Origin of the sequence: Campylobacter sp. IFREMER_LSEM_CL1085 (genome assembly GCF_025772235.1) — a bacterium.
Lineage (GTDB): Bacteria > Campylobacterota > Campylobacteria > Campylobacterales > Campylobacteraceae > Campylobacter_D > Campylobacter_D lari_D.
On record NZ_JAKMRU010000017.1, the window covers coordinates 19,406 to 38,159 of the forward strand.

The following is an 18,754-nucleotide window of genomic DNA, read 5'->3' on the forward strand; positions in this document are numbered from 1 at the left end:
ATTCATGCCCTTATCGCGTTTAAATGAAGAACAATATAAAGCCGCTAGTGCTCCTTTTGGACACAATCTAATTATAGCAAGTGCAGGCACGGGTAAAACTTCAACTATAGTTGCAAGAATAGCTTTTTTACTTCAAAATGGTATAAAGCCTGAAAAAATTATGCTTCTAACCTTTACAAACAAAGCTAGTAAAGAGATGATTGAAAGACTTAGTAAGTATTTTGATAAAAGCATTACTTCAAAAATCACAGCAGGAACTTTTCATAGTACTGCTTATTCTCTACTTAAAGAGTTAAATCACGATATTATTTTAAAACCTGCGAGTGAGCTTAAAATTCTTTTGCGTTCTATTTTTGAAAAACGCACTTTTCATCATTTAAGCGATACTAAACCTTATATGCCAAGCTATTTGTATGATGTGTATTCTTTATTTCAAAATACTAATGCAAACTTAGATGAATTTTATAATTGGTTTTGTCAAAATTATGATGAACAAGCTGTTTATGCTGAAATTTATGAAGATATTTTAAAAGAATACGAAGAAGAAAAAATGCGTTTTAACTATGTGGATTTTAATGATTTATTGATCAAATTAAAACATGTTTTAGCTTCACATCATTTTGAATTTGATGAGATTTTAGTAGATGAATACCAAGATACTAACACCTTGCAAGGCTCGTTAATTGATGCTTTTAAAAGTAAAAGTTTGTTTTGTGTGGGTGATTATGATCAAAGTATTTATGCTTTTAATGGGGCTGATATTTCTATTATAGGAAGTTTTAAAGATAGATTTGTCGATGCAAATATTTTTACTTTAAATAAAAACTATCGTTCTAGTAAAAATATACTTGCGTTAGCTAATAAGGTTATTTTAAACAATGAAAGATTATATCCTAAAGAATTAATTGTAACTAGAGAAGGAGATTTTAAAGCGCCAAGTTTGCTAACTTTTAATGAATTATTTGATCAATACTCTACCATAGCAAAAATAATCTTACAAAGCGGGGTTAATCTTGATGAAATTGCTGTGATTTTTAGAAACAATTCTAGTGCAGATGGAGTAGAAGTAGCCTTAAGAGAACTTGGCATAGCAAGCAAAAGAAAAGGTGGAGGAAGTTTTTTTGAAAGCTTGGAAGTTAAAAACTTTTGCTCTATGCTTGCAATCGTGCTTAATCCAAAAGATATCATGGCTTTTATACATTTACTTGAATACACCAAAGGAGTTGGTGGGGTTTTGGCAAAAGATATTTTTGATGCTTTATTAAAATTAGGACATTCTAGTTTAATTAAAGGCTTTTTAAATCCTGATAGTAGCGTAAATTTAAAAAAATACAAAAAACAAAGTTACCAACTAGGACTTTTTGATGATATTGAGGAGCTAGCCTCGCCTTCAAGATTTAACTTAGAAAGCGAATTTAACACCCACCCTATTTTAAGCTTACCCAAAATCAACGAGCTTTGTGCAAAAAATCTTGAAAAAATTTATCTTTTTATTAAAAAAGCAAGTGAGTGTAAAATCTCAACCCAGCTTGTAGATTTGATTTTAGAAAATGATTATTTTAAAGAAATTTGTGATATTTTGGCAACTAAAAGAGCGACTAATAAAAATTCCAATGTTGATTTAAATAAAAAAAATGAAATTTTAGAAAAAATCAACGCGAAAATGTTTGTATTAAAAGAACTTGCTAAAAATTATAGTGATAATTATAAATACTATAACTTTCTTACTCTTGGTGCTAGTGAAATGAGTAGTGGTAGTGGGGTTAATCTTTTAAGTATACATGCAAGTAAGGGGCTTGAGTTTGAACTTGTATTTATAATTGATCTTGCACAAGGAAGATTTCCCAACCAAAAACTCATGAGCATGGGCGGAAGTTTAGAAGAAGAAAGAAGGCTTTTTTATGTAGCTGTAACTAGAGCTAAAGATACTTTATACTTAAGCTATGCAAAATATGATAAGATTAAAAAAAGCAATTATCAACCCTCGTGTTTTCTAATCGAAGCAGGTATGTGCAAAGAAGAATAAAAATAAGACTTTATTAATCTTTTTATATTATGATTAATAAAAATCATTCAAGGAGAAAAAATGAATAGTGTATTATTCAAAGGAAATAAAGTAAATTTAAAAGGAAACAACATCCAAATTGGCGACATGGCTCCAAATATCACTTTAAAAGCCAAAGATCTTTCAGGTGTTGAAATTGCTCCAAAAGGTAAAACTCAAATTATTATCAGCGTACCAAGCCTTGATACTCCAGTATGTGCAACTGAAGCTAGAGAATTTAATAAAAAAGCAGCAGCAAGTGGTGTAGAAGTAATCGTAGTTAGTATGGACTTACCATTTGCTATGGGTCGTTTTTGCTCAACTGAAGGTATAGATAATTTAACTGTTGCGAGTGATTTTGTTTCTAAAGAATTTGGTGAAAAATATGGTGTTTTAATGGCTGATGGTCCACTTGAGGGAATTTTAGCTAGAGCAGTGTTTGTAATTAAAGATGGCGTAGTTGCTTATAAAGAATTAGTAAATGAAGTAACAGAACTTCCTAATATGCAAGCTTTAGAAAATTTCTTTAGTCAAAGTTGTGGATGTGGTGGTTGTGGTTGCCACTAAATTTTAAAAGCCTGCAAAAGGCTTTTAAATCTAACTGCAAAAATACTTAAAAACAATATTAGCAATTAACCTTTTCTAATTTTGGAGCAATAACAAATCTACAATAAGCTTGGCTAGGATTATTTTTAAAATATTTTTGATGATAGTTTTCAGCCTTATAAAATTTTTCTAGTTTTAAAACTTGCGTAACTATGGCTTTAGCGTAATATTTTTGTGCTTTTTGTAAAAAATTGCTAATAATTTTTAACTCCTCATTAGTTTGATAAAAAATAACTGATCTATATTGTATCCCCTCATTAGCTCCTTGTTTATCTAAGCTTGTTGGATCGTGCATTTTGAGAAAAATTTCTAAGATTTTTTCTAATGAAATTTGTTTTTCATCATAAATTATCTTAGCTACTTCTATATTCCCATCACCATTTATCACGCTTTCATAACTTGGATTTGGCTTACCACCGCTATAACCTACTTCTGTATAAACTATGCCTTTGATTTCATCAAACACAGCTTGAGTACACCAAAAACAACCCGCACCTAAGATAATTTCCTTATTTGTCATTATTTTCTAAATCCTCATTTTCTTTTAAAACAAGTTGCATAAGATAAAGCTCTTCCCCATCTATGATTTTTAAATCTTTATCTTCGCATTTTGGGCACCAAAAGATATTATTTTCAAGCACTCCACTAAAATGGCATTTTTGACACTCAACTACTACTTCTTGAATATGTATAATAAATTTAGCATTCTTACATAAGGGACTATTTTCTTTAAAAGTTTCAAAGCTTCTTTGCAAAAGTGGAGGTTCAATCCCACTTAAACGCCCTATTTTAACATGCACTTCTTCAATAACTTTTCCTTGAGCATATTCTTCACAAAGTTCTAGTAATGATTCTGTAATACTTAACTCATGCATTAGCAAATTCTTGGTAAAAGCTCGCCTTTTGGAGCTTCTAAAATGCGTTTTGCTCCATAAGCATTTTCTAAAACCACTCTTGCTTTTTTATTAGCTGTGATTTCACCTATAATAGCTGCATTAGTATTAAATTGTTTTAAAATTTCTAATGCTTTTTGTTCATCTTTTTTATCTACACAAATAATAAAAGTTCCTTCATTTGCAAGCTCATAAGGCTCATACCCAAAAAGCTCACAAACCCCTAAAACTTCATCACAAACTGGGATTTTTTCTTCAAATATTAAAAGCTCTAAATTACTTAATTTAGTCCATTCATTTAAAACTGCACTAAGCCCACCACGCGTAGCATCACGCATTGCTTTTATGGAAATATTTGCATTTAAAAGTGTTAAAACTTCATCTTTTAAGCTTTTACAATCACTTTGGATATTTGCCTCTAAATTATTTCTTTCAATCAAAACCGCACAACCATGAGCTCCAATATCCCTTGAAACTAAGATACTACAACCACTTTTTAAGTTTTTGGTATTGATTTTTTGTATATTTTTACCTATACATGAAGTATTAATGTATATTTCATCGCCTTTATTTTTAGGAACAACTTTAGTATCCCCACAAACTAACTTTACTCCCGCTTTATCGCATTCTTCTTTTATAGATTTTAGTATAATTTTTAACTTTTCTAGCTCAAAACCCTCTTCTAAAATTAAAGCTAATGATAAATATAGCGGTTTTGCTCCCACCATTAATACATCATTTACGCTACCGCAAACTGCTAATTTTCCTATATTTATATCTTTTAAAAAGATAGGATTTAATACAAAAGAATCAGTACTAAAAGCCAAATCATCTAAAATTGCAGCATCATTTGCCTCTTTTAAAACATCATTTTCAAAAATAGAAAAAATTTCACTTATCAAAGCATTCATTTCTTCGCCACCGCCACCATGGGCTAAAGTAATTTGCTTCATTTTATGCCTTATCTTGATAGTATTTATAATAAGCCGCGCAAGCTCCTTCACTAGAAACCATACAGCTACCTATGGGATTTTTTGGAGTGCAAGCTTTTGCAAACACCTTACAATCGTAAGGCTTAGCTAAGCCTCTTAAAATTTGACCACAAATACAAGCCTTGCTTTCGTTTTTACTTTGTACTTTACAATCAAACACTTTGCTAGCATCTAAGTGTGCAAATTCATCTTTTAGACAAAGCCCGCCATTTACAATCACTCCAAGACCTCTAAATTCAAAATCACAAGGTTTAAAGTATTTTTCCACTAAAGCCTTAGCTTTTAAATTTCCTTCTTTGCTAACTACTCTGTGATATTCATTATAAACTTCAAAAGTATTTGCATTCATTTGCTCTACTATATTTAACACACTAAGCATTATATCAACTGGCTCAAAACCACTCACTGCTATAGGAGTTTTGTATTTTTTAGCAATAGGTTCATAAATGTTTGATCCTGTGATAACGCTTACATGGGAAGGTCCTAAAAAGGCGTCAATTTTTACATTTTCATCTTGCATGATAGCTTCTACCGCGGGTGGAACCAACACATGATTAATATGAAAAAATAAATTTTTTAAATTTAAAGCTATACCTTTTTCTATAATCACCCCACTCATAGGTGTAGTTGTCTCAAAACCTATGGTAAAAAAGATTATATTTTTTTCAGGGTTTTTTAAAGCTATATCTATCACATCCAAAGGTGTATAAAGTGCTCTAATATCAGCCCCTTTAGCTCTAAGATCAATTAAGCTTTCATAACTTCCTGGCACTTTAAGCATATCGCCTAATACGCAAAAGATAGTATTTGGTATACTTGCAAGCTTTAAAGCCACATCAATACGCTCTCTTGGCATAACACACACAGGACAGCCTGGGCCATGAACAAAATTAATTTCTTTTGGCAATAAATCAGGCAAACCAAATTTCATAATACTATGCGTATGTCCACCGCAAATTTCCATGATATTAATAGGCTTAGTAATTTTAGAAGCAATAAGTTCTTTTAGGGCTAAAATTCTTTCTTTATCTCTAAAATCATTAATTAAATCCATTTTTTAGCCCCATATCGCCTTCATTTTCATCGATTTGTCCATTTTGCATTTTCTCTGCTATATCAGCATAAATTTTTAAACTCTCTTGTGCAGCTTGAGTGTCGATTTTTTCCATAGCAAAACCCACATGTATAAGCACATAATCGCCTACTTTTAAAGGCTCGCTTATTAAATCCAAACTTACTCTTCTTTTAACCCCTAAAGTTTCTACTATGGCTGAATTTAGCTCATCAATTTCTAAAATTTTAGAAGGTATAGAAAGACACATTAGCTAAGCTCCTTTTTCATTTTTAGATAATTTATCCAAAGATCAAATCCTGTTTTTGTTTTGCTATCTAAAATCATAATATCTATTTTAGGATTTAGCCTTTTAGCGGCCATAGAAGCTGCTTTGAAATCAAAGTCAAAATGTTGAGCTAAATCGGCTTTAGTAATGACCAATAAATCAGCCTTTCTAAACATCACTGGATATTTTTCTACCTTATCACTACCTTCTGTTACTGAAAGTAAAACTACATTTAAATGCTCGCCCAAATCATAACTTGCAGGACATACCAAATTTCCCACATTTTCAACAAATACTATATCAAGTTCACTAAGTTTAAAATGATGTAAAGCTTCATGCACCATAAAAGCATCTAAATGACAAGTTTGTCCTGTAGTAATTTGATGAGCTAAGCCTCCTGCTTTAATAATGCGATTTGCATCATTATTAGTTTCTAAATCTCCTTCAACCACAGCTATTTTTAAATCATCTTTTAAAGTTTTTATAGTTTCTTCTAAAAGCGTTGTTTTACCGCTTCCTGGGGAACTCATTAAATTAATACAAAGAGTATTATACTCATTAAAATGCTCTCTATTATGAGCTGCTTGATGATCATTTTTTGATAAAATTTTACTAATAACATTAATAGTTTTTTCATCTTTTAATGCTGGATTTTCATGATGGTGATCATGATGATGTTCATGTCCATTAATAGAACAACCGCAATCTTTACACATAATCTTTCCTTTATATTTTTATTTTATTGTATATAAAAAAGTATTAAAAAAATATGAGTTTTATTAAGTTTTTAAAGATAAATAATGCACAAGTTGCCCAAGTGCGATAGAACTATCATTGCAAGGAAATTGCAAAGAAGTTTTATAAGCAAAATTTTTTCGATCTAAAATTTCAAGCAAGGTTTTGTTTTGAAATACCCCACCACATAAAAGCACTTCTTCTTTAAATTTTTTTGAATATTCTATAATTAAATTTGCAATGCCATTAAGCAAACCTGTGCTAATTTTAACTTTATCTTTATCTTCTAAAGCTTGCAAAAAAGCATTTTTAAAACAAATTTCTTTTTCTTTGATGTTAAATTTGTAACTATAATCAAGATTTTTATCATAATATTTTTCCATCAAAAGCCCAGTTTGTGCTTCATAATCAAGCTTTTGTATATCAAAAGCAAAAGCGCCAAAAGCATCGATAATCCTACCAAGAGAACTCGTATATAAAGAGCTTTGAGTGTGAATTTTTTTAAGATTATTTAATTTTACTTGAGAAAATTTAGCTAAAAACTCGCTAGCTTTGCTTTCTAAATTAAAATCAAAAATTAAAGCTAAAGCTAAATTTGCGATATTTTTAATATCTGCATTAATTAGTTTGAAATTTTTAAAATGATTTAGTCTTTCATAACTTTTTAAACTCGCTCTAAAAATCTCCCCACCCCAAATTTTTCCATCATCTCCATAGCCTGTTCCATCAAAAACAAAGGCTAAAACATTATTTTTGTAAATTTTGTGTTCAAATAAACAAGCACACAAATGTGCATAGTGATGTTGCACGCGAAAATTTTTATAATCTCTAAATTCTTTTACATAGTTAAATTGTGGGTGCTTATCGCTTAAAATCTGATCAAAATTTAGTTTATAAGAGTTTTGAAAGAAAGTTAAAATTTTAAAAAATCTCTCTTGTATGTCTAAACTTTTCATATCGCCTATATAAGGAGAAATGAAAATTTGATTTTTAAAAAAACAAGCAAATTCGTTTTTTAACTCACTTCCTAGAGCTAGAATATTTTCTTTTGTATTAAAAATACTTGCTGTATTGATATAAAGTGGGTTAAGGCCTCTTGAAGTCCTTAAAAACATAGTTTTTTCGCTAATAACTTGAGCAATGCTATCATCGCTTGAGTTGTGTATTGTTCTATCATAATCAAGATAAAAATCAAATACATCACTAAGTTGCTCTAAAAGTTTTGTTTCTTCATAAATAATGCTTTGTGAACTTAAATTAGCACTTGTTGCAATGATAGGTTTTTTAAAATGTTCAAAAAGCATTAAATGCGTTCCCATATAAGCTAACATAATACCTATTTTATTGGTATCTGGTGCTAAGCTTTTATGGATATTTTTGCTATTTAAAATAACTATGGGTTTTAAATTTGAAGTTAAAAGTTTTGCTTCAGCTTCATTAATAAAAGCTAATTCTTGAGCCATTTTAAGATCTTTTACCATGATAGCAAAAGGCTTTTTAGGGCGATTTTTGCGTATTCTAAGTTCATTTATAGCATTTTTATTTGTGCTATCACAAATTAAATGAAACCCACCCATACCTTTAAAAGCTATGATTTTACCTTCTTCTAAAAGCTTTGCAAGCAAGATAAAAGCTTTTTCATCTTTGGCTAAAATATTTTGATTTTTATCCTTTAAAAAAATAGTAATTTTACATTTTGGGCATGAAAGTGGTTGAGCATGAAAGCGACGATTAGTAGGTTCTTCATACTCGCTTTGACAAAAAGAACACATTTTAAACTCATCCATAGTCGTATTAACTCTATCATATGGAAGTTTTTTTATAATAGAAAATCTTGGTCCACAATTTGTACAAGTGATGAATGGATATTTAAATCGCGGATTTTTCTCATCGTAAAATTCATTATAGCAATCCTCACAAAGAGCAAAATCACTTAAAATCGGGCTAAATTTTTCACTATCTTGTGAAGTACTTATGATAAATTCATTATAAGTTTTTTGAAGTTTTTTATAAGAAAAGCTAAAATCATCTATCCTAGCTAAAGGTGGTAAATTAGCAAAAAGTTTTTCTTTAAAAATTTTTAAATCATCATTGCCACACTCAAGGATTATAACAACACCTAAGCTATTATTATAAACTTCACCTTTTAAATTAAGCTCTTTAGTTATGTTAAAAACAAAAGGACGAAAGCCAACGCCTTGCACTAACCCTTTAATATGAATTTCATATCCAAAGTGGGACATCACTTAACTTAAAAAATGGTATGTGTTTAAATACATTTTTACTAAGGCTTTTATGCTCAAACAAGCTCCCACTAAGCACGGCACAATCAACTTGTTCTTTAGCCCTTAAATCATCAAATAAATCCCTTAAAAAATACGCCAAACTCTCAACAACACCTAAGGCTATGATTTGATTTTCTACTCCAGCAAGCTTAAAACTCATCACGCTTCTTAAGGTTTTAGTGTAATCAAATTCTTTTTGCTCATTAAGCTTAAAGTCTATCCTAACACCTTTTGCCATTTTACTCTCATCTGCTAAGGTCAAAAGTGCCAATGCTGCTTTTTTCTCGTCTTCATCAAGCTCTAAAATCATCCCTACCATGCCAAAAAGATTAAAAAAATTATTAGCCATATTTAGTTCTTTTCGCACAAGAATAAATTCTTTTTCGTAATTAGCTAATAATCTCTTAGCAACATCATCTTGACTTATAGTTTCATAAAACTCATCAAAGCTTTTTGGTAAATTTAGTTTTAAAAGATTGATTTCTTTATCAAGTAAAATAATATCATCATATTTTTTACTAAGTTCTAAAAGCAAAGGCTTTTTGTCTTTAAAATCAGACAATATACAAGAAATTCTTGCGAAATTTTTATCCTCTTTTTGAAAAATCAAATTTTTAAACTCGGGTAAAATATAATCATAACCCCTACAAACTACTAGTTCATTTTCGATTAAAGCTACTTCAAAATCATCTTCAAAATGTTCTAGCTTTTTAAAATTTAAAAACTTAATTCCTTCTTTTTCAAGTTCAAAACATAAAGCAAACAAGAAAAGATTATCATATATTTTTATTTTAAAATATTCATGATTTAATTGATGATTTTGTCTAAAAATAGCATTAAATTTAAGTTTCATTAGAGGCTTTTCAACCCCTGCTAAGATTTTAAATTGCTCGTTATTGCAAGAAAAAAATGCATTGATATGTTTTGGGTCACAAGGTATTAAAAAATCATCCAATGCTTCATTAAAAATTTCAAAAGCATATATTCCTTTTGGACTTTTAAAATGCATTTTTTCTTTGTTTTTTAATTTTTCCAAGGCTTTTTTTAAATTATCGTAGAAATTTTCTTTAGTGATTTTTATAAATTCTTCTTCTATTTTAAATTCTTCTTCTACAAAAATACCCCATTCATTTTCTAAAAGCTCGCCATTAATATAAGCATTTGCATTGAGTCTTGTTAAAAAACTTCTTTGAGTAAAAGCTTTTTCTTTTTTTATAGGTGTAAAATCTTCTTCTATAACTTTTAAGTCAAATTTGTTTAAAAAAACACTATGGCTGATATTTTCTAAATTAGAACAAAAGGCTTGAATTTCATCTTTTTCGCCTTTAATCTTAATGATGATTTTTTCATCTTTTTGCTCATAATCATACACATAATCTTTAGCATAATAAGCTAACAAATACTCAAAAATATCATTTTTAGATTTATAATCAAAAGTAATTTCTAAAAGCAAGTTTAAAACCTTAAAATTAAATTTTTAAAAATATAAATATAACAATTTTAATTCTAAGGAAAGCTTAAAAATATACTTAAAAAATAAGACTTTTTAAAAAAACTTCTCTTGCTTTATAATCAGGCATAAATTTATATAAAAAATCATAAAATTCTTTTTGATGATGTGGGTAGATTAAATGTGTAAGTTCATGTAAAATCACATATTCTATAGCTTTTATAGGTTTTTGCACAAGTTTTAAATTTAAGTTTATGTATGCTTTTTGATGATTACAAGAACCCCATCTTGAAATCATTTCTTTAATGCAAATTCTTTGCACTTTTCTCTTGTGGACAAATTGCCATTTTTTTACAAAATACTCAAAAATCACCCTAGTACTACGCCTTAAGAAAAGATCTAAGGACTTTTGATTTTTTGCAAAAATTTTATCTTTTTTTATAAGAACTTTTTTATGATTTTCGTTAAAAACTAGCTTGTATTTTTTACCTAAAAAATACATTTCATCACTTGCTAAAACTACTCTTTTTAAAGAAAGTTCTTTTTCTTTGGCTCTAATCCAGCTTTCATTTTTTTCTAAAAATCTTAAAACATCTCTTTGCTCATAATATAGCGGTATGCTAAGCTTGAAAGTTAAATCCCTATCTACCCTAAGTCTTAAGTATTTAAGTTTTTTCTTTTCAAAAGCAAAACGAAATTCTTTAAATTCTAAAATTCCTTTTATACTAGTGCTTTGCCTTGCCATTTTTTACTTTTCCATCTATATGAATTTACTATACCGCGTAAAAACTCATCTGCACAAAAACCTATCCAAACTCCCAAAATTCCAAGTCCAGCATAAAAACAAAACACATAACCAACCGGTAAAGAAACTCCAAGCATAAACACCACTCCACTTAAAAATGGAAATCTCGCATCACCACTTGCTCTTAGTGAATTCACCATGACTATATTAAAAGTTCTTGAGATTTCTAAGAAAATTGAAAGAGTAAAAAGTGGTATCATAAGTTCTTTTAAACTCTCTTCAAGCTTTACTACATCCATGGTAAAATCTTGCAAAACATAATTAAGTAAAGCTACAAAAGCACTTGCTACCACGCTAAAATATAAAGCTATCCATGTATGTTTATAGGCCACATTTAAGTATTTTGCGCCGACTAATTTACCTATGATAATTTCATTGGCTACGCTTATAGCTTGCCCTACTAGCATGATGAGCAAAGAAATTTGAAAATAAATCGTTTGAACGCTTAAATTTTCTTTACCCAAACTTGCTACAAAAGCAAAAGCTATGGTGTATTGTATAAACCATATCAAATGCTCTCCTGCTGCAAAACCACCGATGTTAAAAATCTTTTTAAGCACAGCTTTTTCAAGACTTATCATCTCTTTAATTTTAAGATGAATTTTAAGTTTAAAACTAAGTATTGCTACAAGCATACCAAAGGCGACCAAACGCCCAAGTATATTACTAAGCCCTACTCCAAAAAGCTCTAGTTTGGTAAAATGTAATACATAAAAATTTCCTATAAATATCACAACATTCATCAATAAGGTAGTAAACATAACCCAATAAGCCATATTATACACCCTAATAATAGCAGCCAAAACTATACCCATGGCGTCAAAAAACAAGCAAATTCCAAGCATGTGTAAGTAAATCGCACTATCTTTTAAAAGCTCATTTGGAATTTGTAAAAGATAGAGTAAAAACTCTCCATGCCATAAAATCAAACTTCCGCACACAAAACCAAGCAAAGCATTTAAAAATAAACTTTGATGAATTGCCTTTCTTGCTAGAGTGTAATCTTTAGCCCCTAAAGCTTGAGCAATCACTACGCTACAACCCACACTTAAAAAACTAAAAATAATGATAAATAAATCTGCTACTTGATTACCCGCACCCATAGCTCCAACTAAAAAGTTAGAATATTGCGAAACCATAACGGTGTTGATAATCAAAGAAAAATATCTTAAAAACATTTCTAGCAATATAGGCATACTAAGATGTTTGAGTGAAAGTTGTTTGCTAGCCATAAATACTCTTTTTGATAATAATCTTTTGAAAGTAAAAAGTAATTTTACTTAAAAATTACTTTTTATAAGCTTTATAATATTTCTAAAACAAATTTATCATTTTCATCTTTAAAGGTAAAAACTTTATTTTTACAAGGATAAGATATACTATCTTTTTTCATACTAAATGTTTTATCTTTTAATTTTTCAAGCATAATAGGTAATTCTTTATTAAATAATGCCTTATCAGGAATTCCACACCCATGAGTTAAATTTTTAATAAATTTACCATCTATATCTTTTTCATCTATTAGATGAAAATCTACTTCATAATTTAAGGCTTTTAAAATTTCTATCATAGAAATTTTATGATCAGCTGGAGTTAAATCATCTTTAGCGCTATGATAACTTGTATAAATAATATTTTTATTCTTTTGAGCTTGTAAAATCAAATGATCTTTATTAAGTAAAGCTCTTATTAAATAATTTTCATCAGCAAAATAATAAGGTGAGTTTGGGTTTTTGCGTGTCCAATAAGTTTTAACATTGCAATTTACAATAGTATTTGGGTCACGAAAAGTATAATCTTCTTTATTTAGTTCTTTTCCAAGAAAATACTGCAATGGAGGCAATGCAGCACCTGAATTATCTATCACTCCATCTACATACCAAGGAGCTATTTTAGCACACATTAATGCCACTAAGCCACCGTATGACCCCCCCCGTAAATTTTAGGTAAAGATTTAAATTGAGGATAATTTTTCATTATATCTTTTAAGGCATTGATATGATCGATTGCAGGCATAATGGCAAAATTATTATACTCATTGTTGGGTGGGATAAAAGTGGAAGTAAAATATGCTTGATAATTTTGATCTACCAAATTTTGCCCTTTTAAGCTAGAAATTGCTTGATTTAAATACTCATAATATTGCCAAGCATTATAAGTGTTTAAATTACTTGTATTGATATTTAAATTTTCCAATGCTATTTTTAAATGCGGTAAATCATCTTCCATAAAAGTAGTAGTTGCACTATATTTTTCCACATCCGATCTTCTTTGACAAAAACAATGATAAAATACATTTACAGTTACTACATCAAATTTTTTAGCTATAAAATTTCTATAACTTTCTAGAAAATATATATTTGCATTAGCTCCATACCCACCTATGATAAAAACAATAGCTTTCATTTGCTTACTATCATCATAAGTGATTCTATATTCTAATTTACTTTCTCTTTTTATATTTAATTCTACATCATCACAAGAGTCTATAAAATAAGTTTCATTTTTAAGCATATTAAGCCTTTTAGAAATTTTGATTAATTATATCATCAAAATTTCTAAATAAATAAAAATTATCCAAAAGCTCCATTTAAATAAGATTTTGTTTTTTCTTCTTTAGGATTTTCAAAAAATTCCTTACTCTCTCCAAATTCTACAAGTTCTCCTAAATGAAAAAACGCAGTATAATCAGCCACGCGCTTACCTTGTTGCATGTTATGCGTTACCATGATCATAGAAAGATTATGACTTAATTCTTTAATAAGCTCTTCTATAACGCTTGAAGATATAGGATCAAGTGCAGAAGTTGGTTCATCTAAAAGTAATAATTTTGGCTTTATAGCCAAAGCTCTTGCTATACAAAGGCGTTGTTGCTGTCCGCCAGAAAGTGCTAGAGCATTTTGTTTTAGTTTATCCTTTACCTCCTCAAAAAGCCCTACTTTTTTAAGACAATCTTCCACCAAAGCATCTTCTTCATCTTTGTTTTTAATCATCCCATGGAGTTTTGGAGCATAAGAAATATTATCATAAATGCTTTTTACAAAAACATTAGGTTGTTGAAATACCATTCCAACTTTTTTTCTAAGCACGACTAAATCTTGATTTTTAACATCTTTTCCATCAATCTCAACAAGACCATCGATTTTTGCTATTTTGTCATTCATCCTATTAAAACAACGCAAAAATGTGGATTTTCCACAGCCTGAAGCACCTATTAAAGCTGTGATTTTATTTTTTTGAATTTCCATATTAATATCAAATAAAGCTTGTTTTTTACCATAAAATAAATTTAGATTTGTTGTTTTTGCTATCATTTTAATTTTCCTTGAAAATATCTTCTTAAAAGTATTGCTGCTAAATTTAAAATCACCAAAAGAGATAAAAGCACTATAATCCCTGCTGCTGTTCTTTCTAAAAATGCACGCTCTGGCATAGCTGACCATGAAAAAATTTGAGCAGGTAAAACACTTGTTGGTGCAAAAACACTATTTGCCACATCAGGTATAAAAGCTATCATACCTATAATCATCAAAGGTGCCGTTTCGCCAATAGCTTGAGCTAAAGTTAAAATAGAACCTGTTAAAATCATAGGCATTGCCAAAGGTAGCATAATGCCTTTTATCATTTGAATTTTAGTCATGCCTAAAGCATATGCTGCATTTTTCATATTAATATCCACACTTTTTAAGGCAGCTTTAGTTGAAACAATAATAATAGGTAAGCTCATAATAGCCAAAGTTAATCCTCCAACTAAAGCACTAGAACGAGGCATCCCAAAAAGATTAATAAACACCCCAAGTCCTAAAAGTCCAAATAAAATACTAGGAATACTTGCAAGGTTATTAATACACACTTCTATAAAATGCGTAAATACATTTTGCGGAGCAAATTCTTCTAAATAAATAGCTGCTCCAACTCCTATTGGGATACTTACAACCATACATACTATCATCACAAGTAAAGTTCCAACCACAGAAGCAAAGATTCCTGAATTTTCAGGTGATTTAGAATCTCCATTAAGGAAAAAATTTGTGTTAAAACTTAGTTTGATTTCCTGCTTTTGAACTAGTTCATCAACTAAAGTTTTTTGTTCATCGCTTAGTTTATTATAGTTTTTTTTCATATATTGATCAACTTCAGAATTTGCTAAAAGCCAAGATTTTTCTTTGATTTGACCTGTTCTTATTTTCCTTTGTTCAGCACGCGATAAAAGCTCATATGAAGGGCTATTTCTATCAGCCTGGGCATAAATGTAAGTTTGCTTAAAAGCTCCTATCCCAAGATACCCTACGCTTGATAAAAAAATACAAAGAAAAATAAGGTTTATATAAAGCCCCATTTTACAGAATCTTTTGAAATTTTTTGAAGCTTTTTTTCTTTGTTTAAAAAGTTTTTTCATAAATTTTTCCTTTTATGGAAGCGATTTATCAAATAAACGCTAAAAATATTAATGATTAATGTAATAATAAAAAGCACAAGCCCTAAAGAAAATGCACTTAAAGCTAAAGAACTATCAAAAGCTTGATCACCACTTAATGCTTCTACTATTTTTACAGTCACTGTTGTCATATCTTCTAAAAAATTCATTGTTAAATTTGGACGCAATGAAGCAGCCATAACAACAATCATTGTTTCACCTAAAGCTCTTGAAAGTCCTAAAAGACAAGCTGCAACTATACCTGGCATTGCTTCTGGTAAAATTACTGCAAAAACGACTTCTTTTTTAGTCATACCTAAAGCATAAGCTCCATTTATCCTTTTTAAACTTACAGCTTCAATGCAATCTTGTGAGAGTGAAGCCACTATAGGAACTATCATAATACCCATGATAAAACCTGCACCTAGGGCACTTTGAAAACTAGCTTCTATACCAAAAAGAGAAAAAAACCACACTATAAAAGGAGCTACCACTATGGCTGCGAAAAATCCAAAAACTACAGTAGGAATTCCTGCTATGATTTCTAAAATAGGTTTTAAATAGTTTTTAGATTTTTTACCTGCAAATACTCCAAGATAAATAGCACACATTACACCTAAAGGTAAGGCTGTTAGCATTGCTATTAATGAAATATAAAAAGTTCCCCAAAATAAACTCAAAGCACCAAAAACCCCATGCTTGCTACTTCCATCAGCACCTACAAATGCAGCATCTGCTGCCCACTGACTTGAGAATAAAAAAGTAAATACGCTTTCTTTTTGAAAAAATTTTAATGCCTCTATTAAAATAGTTAGCATAATAGCAAAGCTTACTACTACGCTAACAAAAGCACAAAGAAAAAGCGTTAATTTTATTATTTTTTCTTTTATCAATTTTTCATCCTAAAAATTAAAAAACTTTCCCTGCTTTAACAAGCTCATCAGTTAATAAACCTTTTTCTTCTATATGTTTTTGGGTTTGTTTTAATGTTTTTTCATCCAAAGGAACTAATCCTATTTTTTCTAATTCTGCTCCGCTTTTAGCTAAATCATCACTCATATAAATTTTTGCAAATTCAAATACTTCTGGATTTTTCTTAGCATTCATATATATAAACAAAGAACGAGCTAGTTTATATTTTCCTTCGGAAATATTCTTCTCATCAGCTTTTACACCATCAATATCAACTGCATTAATCTTATCATCATTACTAGCTAAAAATCCGTATCCAAAAAGCCCAAAAGCTTCTTTATCAACAGAAAGTTTTGAAACAATTAAATTATCGTTTTCTCCGCTTGGTATAAATGCTCCATCTTGGCGTATAGTTTTATATGCACCTTTATATTCAGGAATTTTTTTAGAAATATCTACCATTACAAGCTCTTCTATACTATCTCTTGTTCCTGAACTTGATGGAGGACCATAAATTGTAATTTTTCTATTTGGTAGATTTTTATTGATTTGTTGCCAATTTGTATAAGGATTTGGGACTAATTTTCCATCTTGTGGAATTTCTTTGGCCAAAGCTAAAAATAACTCATGTAAGCTTATATTTAATGGAGCATTGATTTTATTTTGAGCTAAAACTATGCCATCATAGCCTATCATAATCCCGACTATATCACTCACACCTGATTTTTTACAAGTTTCAAATTCACTTGGCTTGATTGCTCTTGAAGCATTAGAAATATCAGTAATTCCCTCGCAAAACACTTTAAAACCACCACCTGTGCCAAGACTTTCAACTATAGGTGTTTTTGTATTTTTTATAGAAGCATACTCTTCAGCAACAAAAGAAGTAAAAGGATAGACAGTAGATGAACCTGCTATTTTTAATTCTGCCGCGTTTAAACTAACAAAGGTAGCCACACTTAAAGCCAAAAGTTTTTTCATTTTTTCTCCTTGTTTTAAAAAAGTAATGAAAATTTAAAAAAACTTGGAAACATTTTGGATACATGTATTTTTTGATATAATTTTATATGCTAAATGTTATTTTGATAGAAGATGATAAAGATTTAAATGAGTTAATTAGTTTAAGACTTAGTCAAGAAAATATAAAAATTTATAATTATTTTGATTTTTTTGACTTAGAAACCTTTCTAGATACAAATGAAATAGACTTAATCATCATGGATAGAAATTTACCAAGTGGCGATAGTGTAGAGATGATAAAACAATTAAGAAAAAAAGGTTATATGGAGCCTGTGATTTTTCTTAGTGCAAAGACTTTACAAAAAGATATTTTAGAAGGTTTTGAGCAAGGCTGTGATGATTATATATGCAAACCTTTTGATTTTAATGAACTTTTATTTAGAATCAAAGCTGTAACTAAAAGAAATAAAACTCCAAAAGAACAAATTTCTTATCAAGATTTTACTTTATATATAGAAGAAAGAAAATTAATTTATCAAACAAATACATTTGAAAATTTATCAACCCTAGATGTAGAATTACTCAAGTGTTTTTTTAATCACAAAAATCAACTTCTAAGCCGTCAATTTTTAAGTGAGCAGGTATGGAAAAATGACACAACAAGCGATAAGACAATCAATACGGCTATTTTAAGATTAAAACAAAAAATTCCACAAATTAAAGAAAATATCATTTCAGTGCGCTCGGTGGGTTATAAATTGTGTTAAAAATCAGAAATTTTTTTGCTTTATTTTTTATATGTTTTTGTATATTTTTTATAGGATTGTTTTATTTTGTTAATGAGCAATATATAAATAACACTATAAAAAGCACTTATGAGCAAAAATTAAAAACTTTGAATGATACATTAAAATTTAGCATTATAAAAACACTCAATACAAACAACATTCAAGAATTTTCTCAACAAACAAGAGCAGATTTTATAATCAAAAAAGATGGAAAAACCATCTCATCTTTAGATGATTTTGATTTTTTTAAAAATCAATTTAACGCAGATTTTACACATGAATTTTTTAATAATAAAGAAATTTATTATAAAGCTTATCAATATGAAGGATATAAATACATCATCATTGTTTATCCAAAAATAAATGCAAAAATACAAGATTTTTGGATAAAAAATATTTTGATTTTTTTGCTTTTTTTAGCAGTATTAACTGCAATATATATTTTTATATTTAACTTTTTTAAAAAATACTTTCAAGAATTACTTTTGTTTATTAAAAATATAAAGAATCAATCAGAATTTCATTTT

Annotated in this window: 17 protein-coding genes and 2 pseudogenes; 4 read left to right on the forward strand and 15 right to left on the reverse strand. The window is 29.1% G+C overall.

The features are described 5' to 3' along the window. Window positions 1-4: 4 nt before the first annotated feature. Both L8W56_RS07175 and tpx read left to right on the forward strand, forming a co-directional pair. Window positions 5-2,026 carry an ATP-dependent helicase gene (locus L8W56_RS07175; protein ID WP_263659852.1) on the forward strand — a complete coding sequence of 674 codons (2,022 nt, stop codon included), beginning with the start codon at window positions 5-7 and terminating at the stop codon, window positions 2,024-2,026. Window positions 2,027-2,086: 60 nt separating this feature from the next. After that, window positions 2,087-2,611 carry a thiol peroxidase gene (tpx, locus tag L8W56_RS07180; protein WP_263659853.1) on the forward strand — a complete coding sequence of 175 codons (525 nt, stop codon included), beginning with the start codon at window positions 2,087-2,089 and terminating at the stop codon, window positions 2,609-2,611. Between the two features lie 58 nt (window positions 2,612-2,669). On the opposite strand, the gene msrA is transcribed toward tpx, so the two are convergent. The 15 genes and pseudogenes from msrA to L8W56_RS07255 all read right to left on the reverse strand — a co-directional run bounded on the left by msrA (window position 2,670) and on the right by L8W56_RS07255 (window position 17,460). Further along, window positions 2,670-3,170 (reverse strand): peptide-methionine (S)-S-oxide reductase MsrA, encoded by a 501-nt coding sequence (msrA, locus tag L8W56_RS07185; protein ID WP_263659854.1) that lies wholly within the window; start codon window positions 3,168-3,170, stop codon window positions 2,670-2,672. Next, entirely contained in the window at window positions 3,160-3,525 is a 366-nt protein-coding gene (locus L8W56_RS07190) for a hydrogenase maturation nickel metallochaperone HypA (RefSeq protein WP_263659855.1), read from the reverse strand. Before L8W56_RS07190 ends, msrA begins: the two co-directional genes overlap by 11 nt. After that, window positions 3,525-4,496, reverse strand: a complete 972-nt coding sequence (gene hypE / locus L8W56_RS07195) for a hydrogenase expression/formation protein HypE (RefSeq protein ID WP_263659856.1) — start codon at window positions 4,494-4,496, stop codon at window positions 3,525-3,527. Before hypE ends, L8W56_RS07190 begins: the two co-directional genes overlap by 1 nt. Before the next feature lies 1 nt (window position 4,497). After that, a complete protein-coding gene (hypD, locus tag L8W56_RS07200) occupies window positions 4,498-5,589 on the reverse strand; it encodes a hydrogenase formation protein HypD (RefSeq protein WP_263659857.1) in 1,092 nt (363 codons plus the stop codon). Further along, complete coding sequence (locus L8W56_RS07205) at window positions 5,576-5,857, reverse strand: HypC/HybG/HupF family hydrogenase formation chaperone (RefSeq protein ID WP_012661500.1); 282 nt, start codon at window positions 5,855-5,857, stop codon at window positions 5,576-5,578. Before L8W56_RS07205 ends, hypD begins: the two co-directional genes overlap by 14 nt. After that, a complete protein-coding gene (gene hypB, locus L8W56_RS07210) occupies window positions 5,857-6,591 on the reverse strand; it encodes a hydrogenase nickel incorporation protein HypB (RefSeq protein WP_115645554.1) in 735 nt (244 codons plus the stop codon). Before hypB ends, L8W56_RS07205 begins: the two co-directional genes overlap by 1 nt. Before the next feature lie 63 nt (window positions 6,592-6,654). After that, the gene (gene hypF, locus L8W56_RS07215) at window positions 6,655-8,853 is read right to left on the reverse strand and encodes a carbamoyltransferase HypF (protein WP_263659858.1); all 2,199 of its coding nucleotides are present in this window, start codon (window positions 8,851-8,853) and stop codon (window positions 6,655-6,657) included. Then, window positions 8,834-10,348, reverse strand: coding sequence for a hypothetical protein (locus tag L8W56_RS07220; protein ID WP_263659859.1), 1,515 nt, complete (start codon window positions 10,346-10,348; stop codon window positions 8,834-8,836). The genes hypF and L8W56_RS07220 overlap by 20 nt, the downstream gene beginning before the upstream one ends. Before the next feature lie 76 nt (window positions 10,349-10,424). Beyond that, window positions 10,425-11,090, reverse strand: coding sequence for a M48 family metallopeptidase (locus L8W56_RS07225; RefSeq protein WP_263659860.1), 666 nt, complete (start codon window positions 11,088-11,090; stop codon window positions 10,425-10,427). Beyond that, window positions 11,066-12,382 carry an MATE family efflux transporter gene (locus L8W56_RS07230; RefSeq protein ID WP_263659861.1) on the reverse strand — a complete coding sequence of 439 codons (1,317 nt, stop codon included), beginning with the start codon at window positions 12,380-12,382 and terminating at the stop codon, window positions 11,066-11,068. Before L8W56_RS07230 ends, L8W56_RS07225 begins: the two co-directional genes overlap by 25 nt. Before the next feature lie 71 nt (window positions 12,383-12,453). Continuing rightward, window positions 12,454-13,664 (reverse strand): annotated as a pseudogene (locus L8W56_RS07235) (DUF2920 family protein). A gap of 59 nt (window positions 13,665-13,723) precedes the next feature. After that, a complete protein-coding gene (gene pstB, locus L8W56_RS07240) occupies window positions 13,724-14,464 on the reverse strand; it encodes a phosphate ABC transporter ATP-binding protein PstB (protein ID WP_263659862.1) in 741 nt (246 codons plus the stop codon). After that, window positions 14,461-15,549 (reverse strand): phosphate ABC transporter permease PstA, encoded by a 1,089-nt coding sequence (pstA, locus tag L8W56_RS07245; protein ID WP_133318866.1) that lies wholly within the window; start codon window positions 15,547-15,549, stop codon window positions 14,461-14,463. Before pstA ends, pstB begins: the two co-directional genes overlap by 4 nt. Next, entirely contained in the window at window positions 15,546-16,460 is a 915-nt protein-coding gene (gene pstC, locus L8W56_RS07250; protein ID WP_047208303.1) for a phosphate ABC transporter permease subunit PstC, read from the reverse strand. Before pstC ends, pstA begins: the two co-directional genes overlap by 4 nt. Before the next feature lie 16 nt (window positions 16,461-16,476). Next, window positions 16,477-17,460, reverse strand: a complete 984-nt coding sequence (locus L8W56_RS07255; RefSeq protein ID WP_257928718.1) for a substrate-binding domain-containing protein — start codon at window positions 17,458-17,460, stop codon at window positions 16,477-16,479. 86 nt (window positions 17,461-17,546) lie between these two features. On the opposite strand from L8W56_RS07255, the gene L8W56_RS07260 reads away from it, so the two are divergent. Next, window positions 17,547-18,206 (forward strand): response regulator transcription factor, encoded by a 660-nt coding sequence (locus tag L8W56_RS07260; protein WP_043019788.1) that lies wholly within the window; start codon window positions 17,547-17,549, stop codon window positions 18,204-18,206. A 128-nt stretch (window positions 18,207-18,334) separates the two neighbouring features. Beyond that, window positions 18,335-18,754: pseudogene (locus L8W56_RS07265) on the forward strand (hypothetical protein); the annotation flags it as partial.

What these genes read in the sequence shown, in the direction of transcription:
- L8W56_RS07175 (WP_263659852.1), top strand. Translation starts at nt 5, where the DNA reads ATGCCCTTATCGCGTTTAAATGAAGAACAATATAAAGCCGCTAGTGCT.
- tpx (WP_263659853.1), top strand. Translation starts at nt 2,087, where the DNA reads ATGAATAGTGTATTATTCAAAGGAAATAAAGTAAATTTAAAAGGAAAC.
- msrA (WP_263659854.1), bottom strand. Translation starts at nt 3,170, where the DNA reads ATGACAAATAAGGAAATTATCTTAGGTGCGGGTTGTTTTTGGTGTACT.
- L8W56_RS07190 (WP_263659855.1), bottom strand. Translation starts at nt 3,525, where the DNA reads ATGCATGAGTTAAGTATTACAGAATCATTACTAGAACTTTGTGAAGAA.
- hypE (WP_263659856.1), bottom strand. Translation starts at nt 4,496, where the DNA reads ATGAAGCAAATTACTTTAGCCCATGGTGGCGGTGGCGAAGAAATGAAT.
- hypD (WP_263659857.1), bottom strand. Translation starts at nt 5,589, where the DNA reads ATGGATTTAATTAATGATTTTAGAGATAAAGAAAGAATTTTAGCCCTA.
- L8W56_RS07205 (WP_012661500.1), bottom strand. Translation starts at nt 5,857, where the DNA reads ATGTGTCTTTCTATACCTTCTAAAATTTTAGAAATTGATGAGCTAAAT.
- hypB (WP_115645554.1), bottom strand. Translation starts at nt 6,591, where the DNA reads ATGTGTAAAGATTGCGGTTGTTCTATTAATGGACATGAACATCATCAT.
- hypF (WP_263659858.1), bottom strand. Translation starts at nt 8,853, where the DNA reads ATGTCCCACTTTGGATATGAAATTCATATTAAAGGGTTAGTGCAAGGC.
- L8W56_RS07225 (WP_263659860.1), bottom strand. Translation starts at nt 11,090, where the DNA reads ATGGCAAGGCAAAGCACTAGTATAAAAGGAATTTTAGAATTTAAAGAA.
- L8W56_RS07230 (WP_263659861.1), bottom strand. Translation starts at nt 12,382, where the DNA reads ATGGCTAGCAAACAACTTTCACTCAAACATCTTAGTATGCCTATATTG.
- pstB (WP_263659862.1), bottom strand. Translation starts at nt 14,464, where the DNA reads ATGATAGCAAAAACAACAAATCTAAATTTATTTTATGGTAAAAAACAA.
- pstA (WP_133318866.1), bottom strand. Translation starts at nt 15,549, where the DNA reads ATGAAAAAACTTTTTAAACAAAGAAAAAAAGCTTCAAAAAATTTCAAA.
- L8W56_RS07255 (WP_257928718.1), bottom strand. Translation starts at nt 17,460, where the DNA reads ATGAAAAAACTTTTGGCTTTAAGTGTGGCTACCTTTGTTAGTTTAAAC.
- L8W56_RS07260 (WP_043019788.1), top strand. Translation starts at nt 17,547, where the DNA reads ATGCTAAATGTTATTTTGATAGAAGATGATAAAGATTTAAATGAGTTA.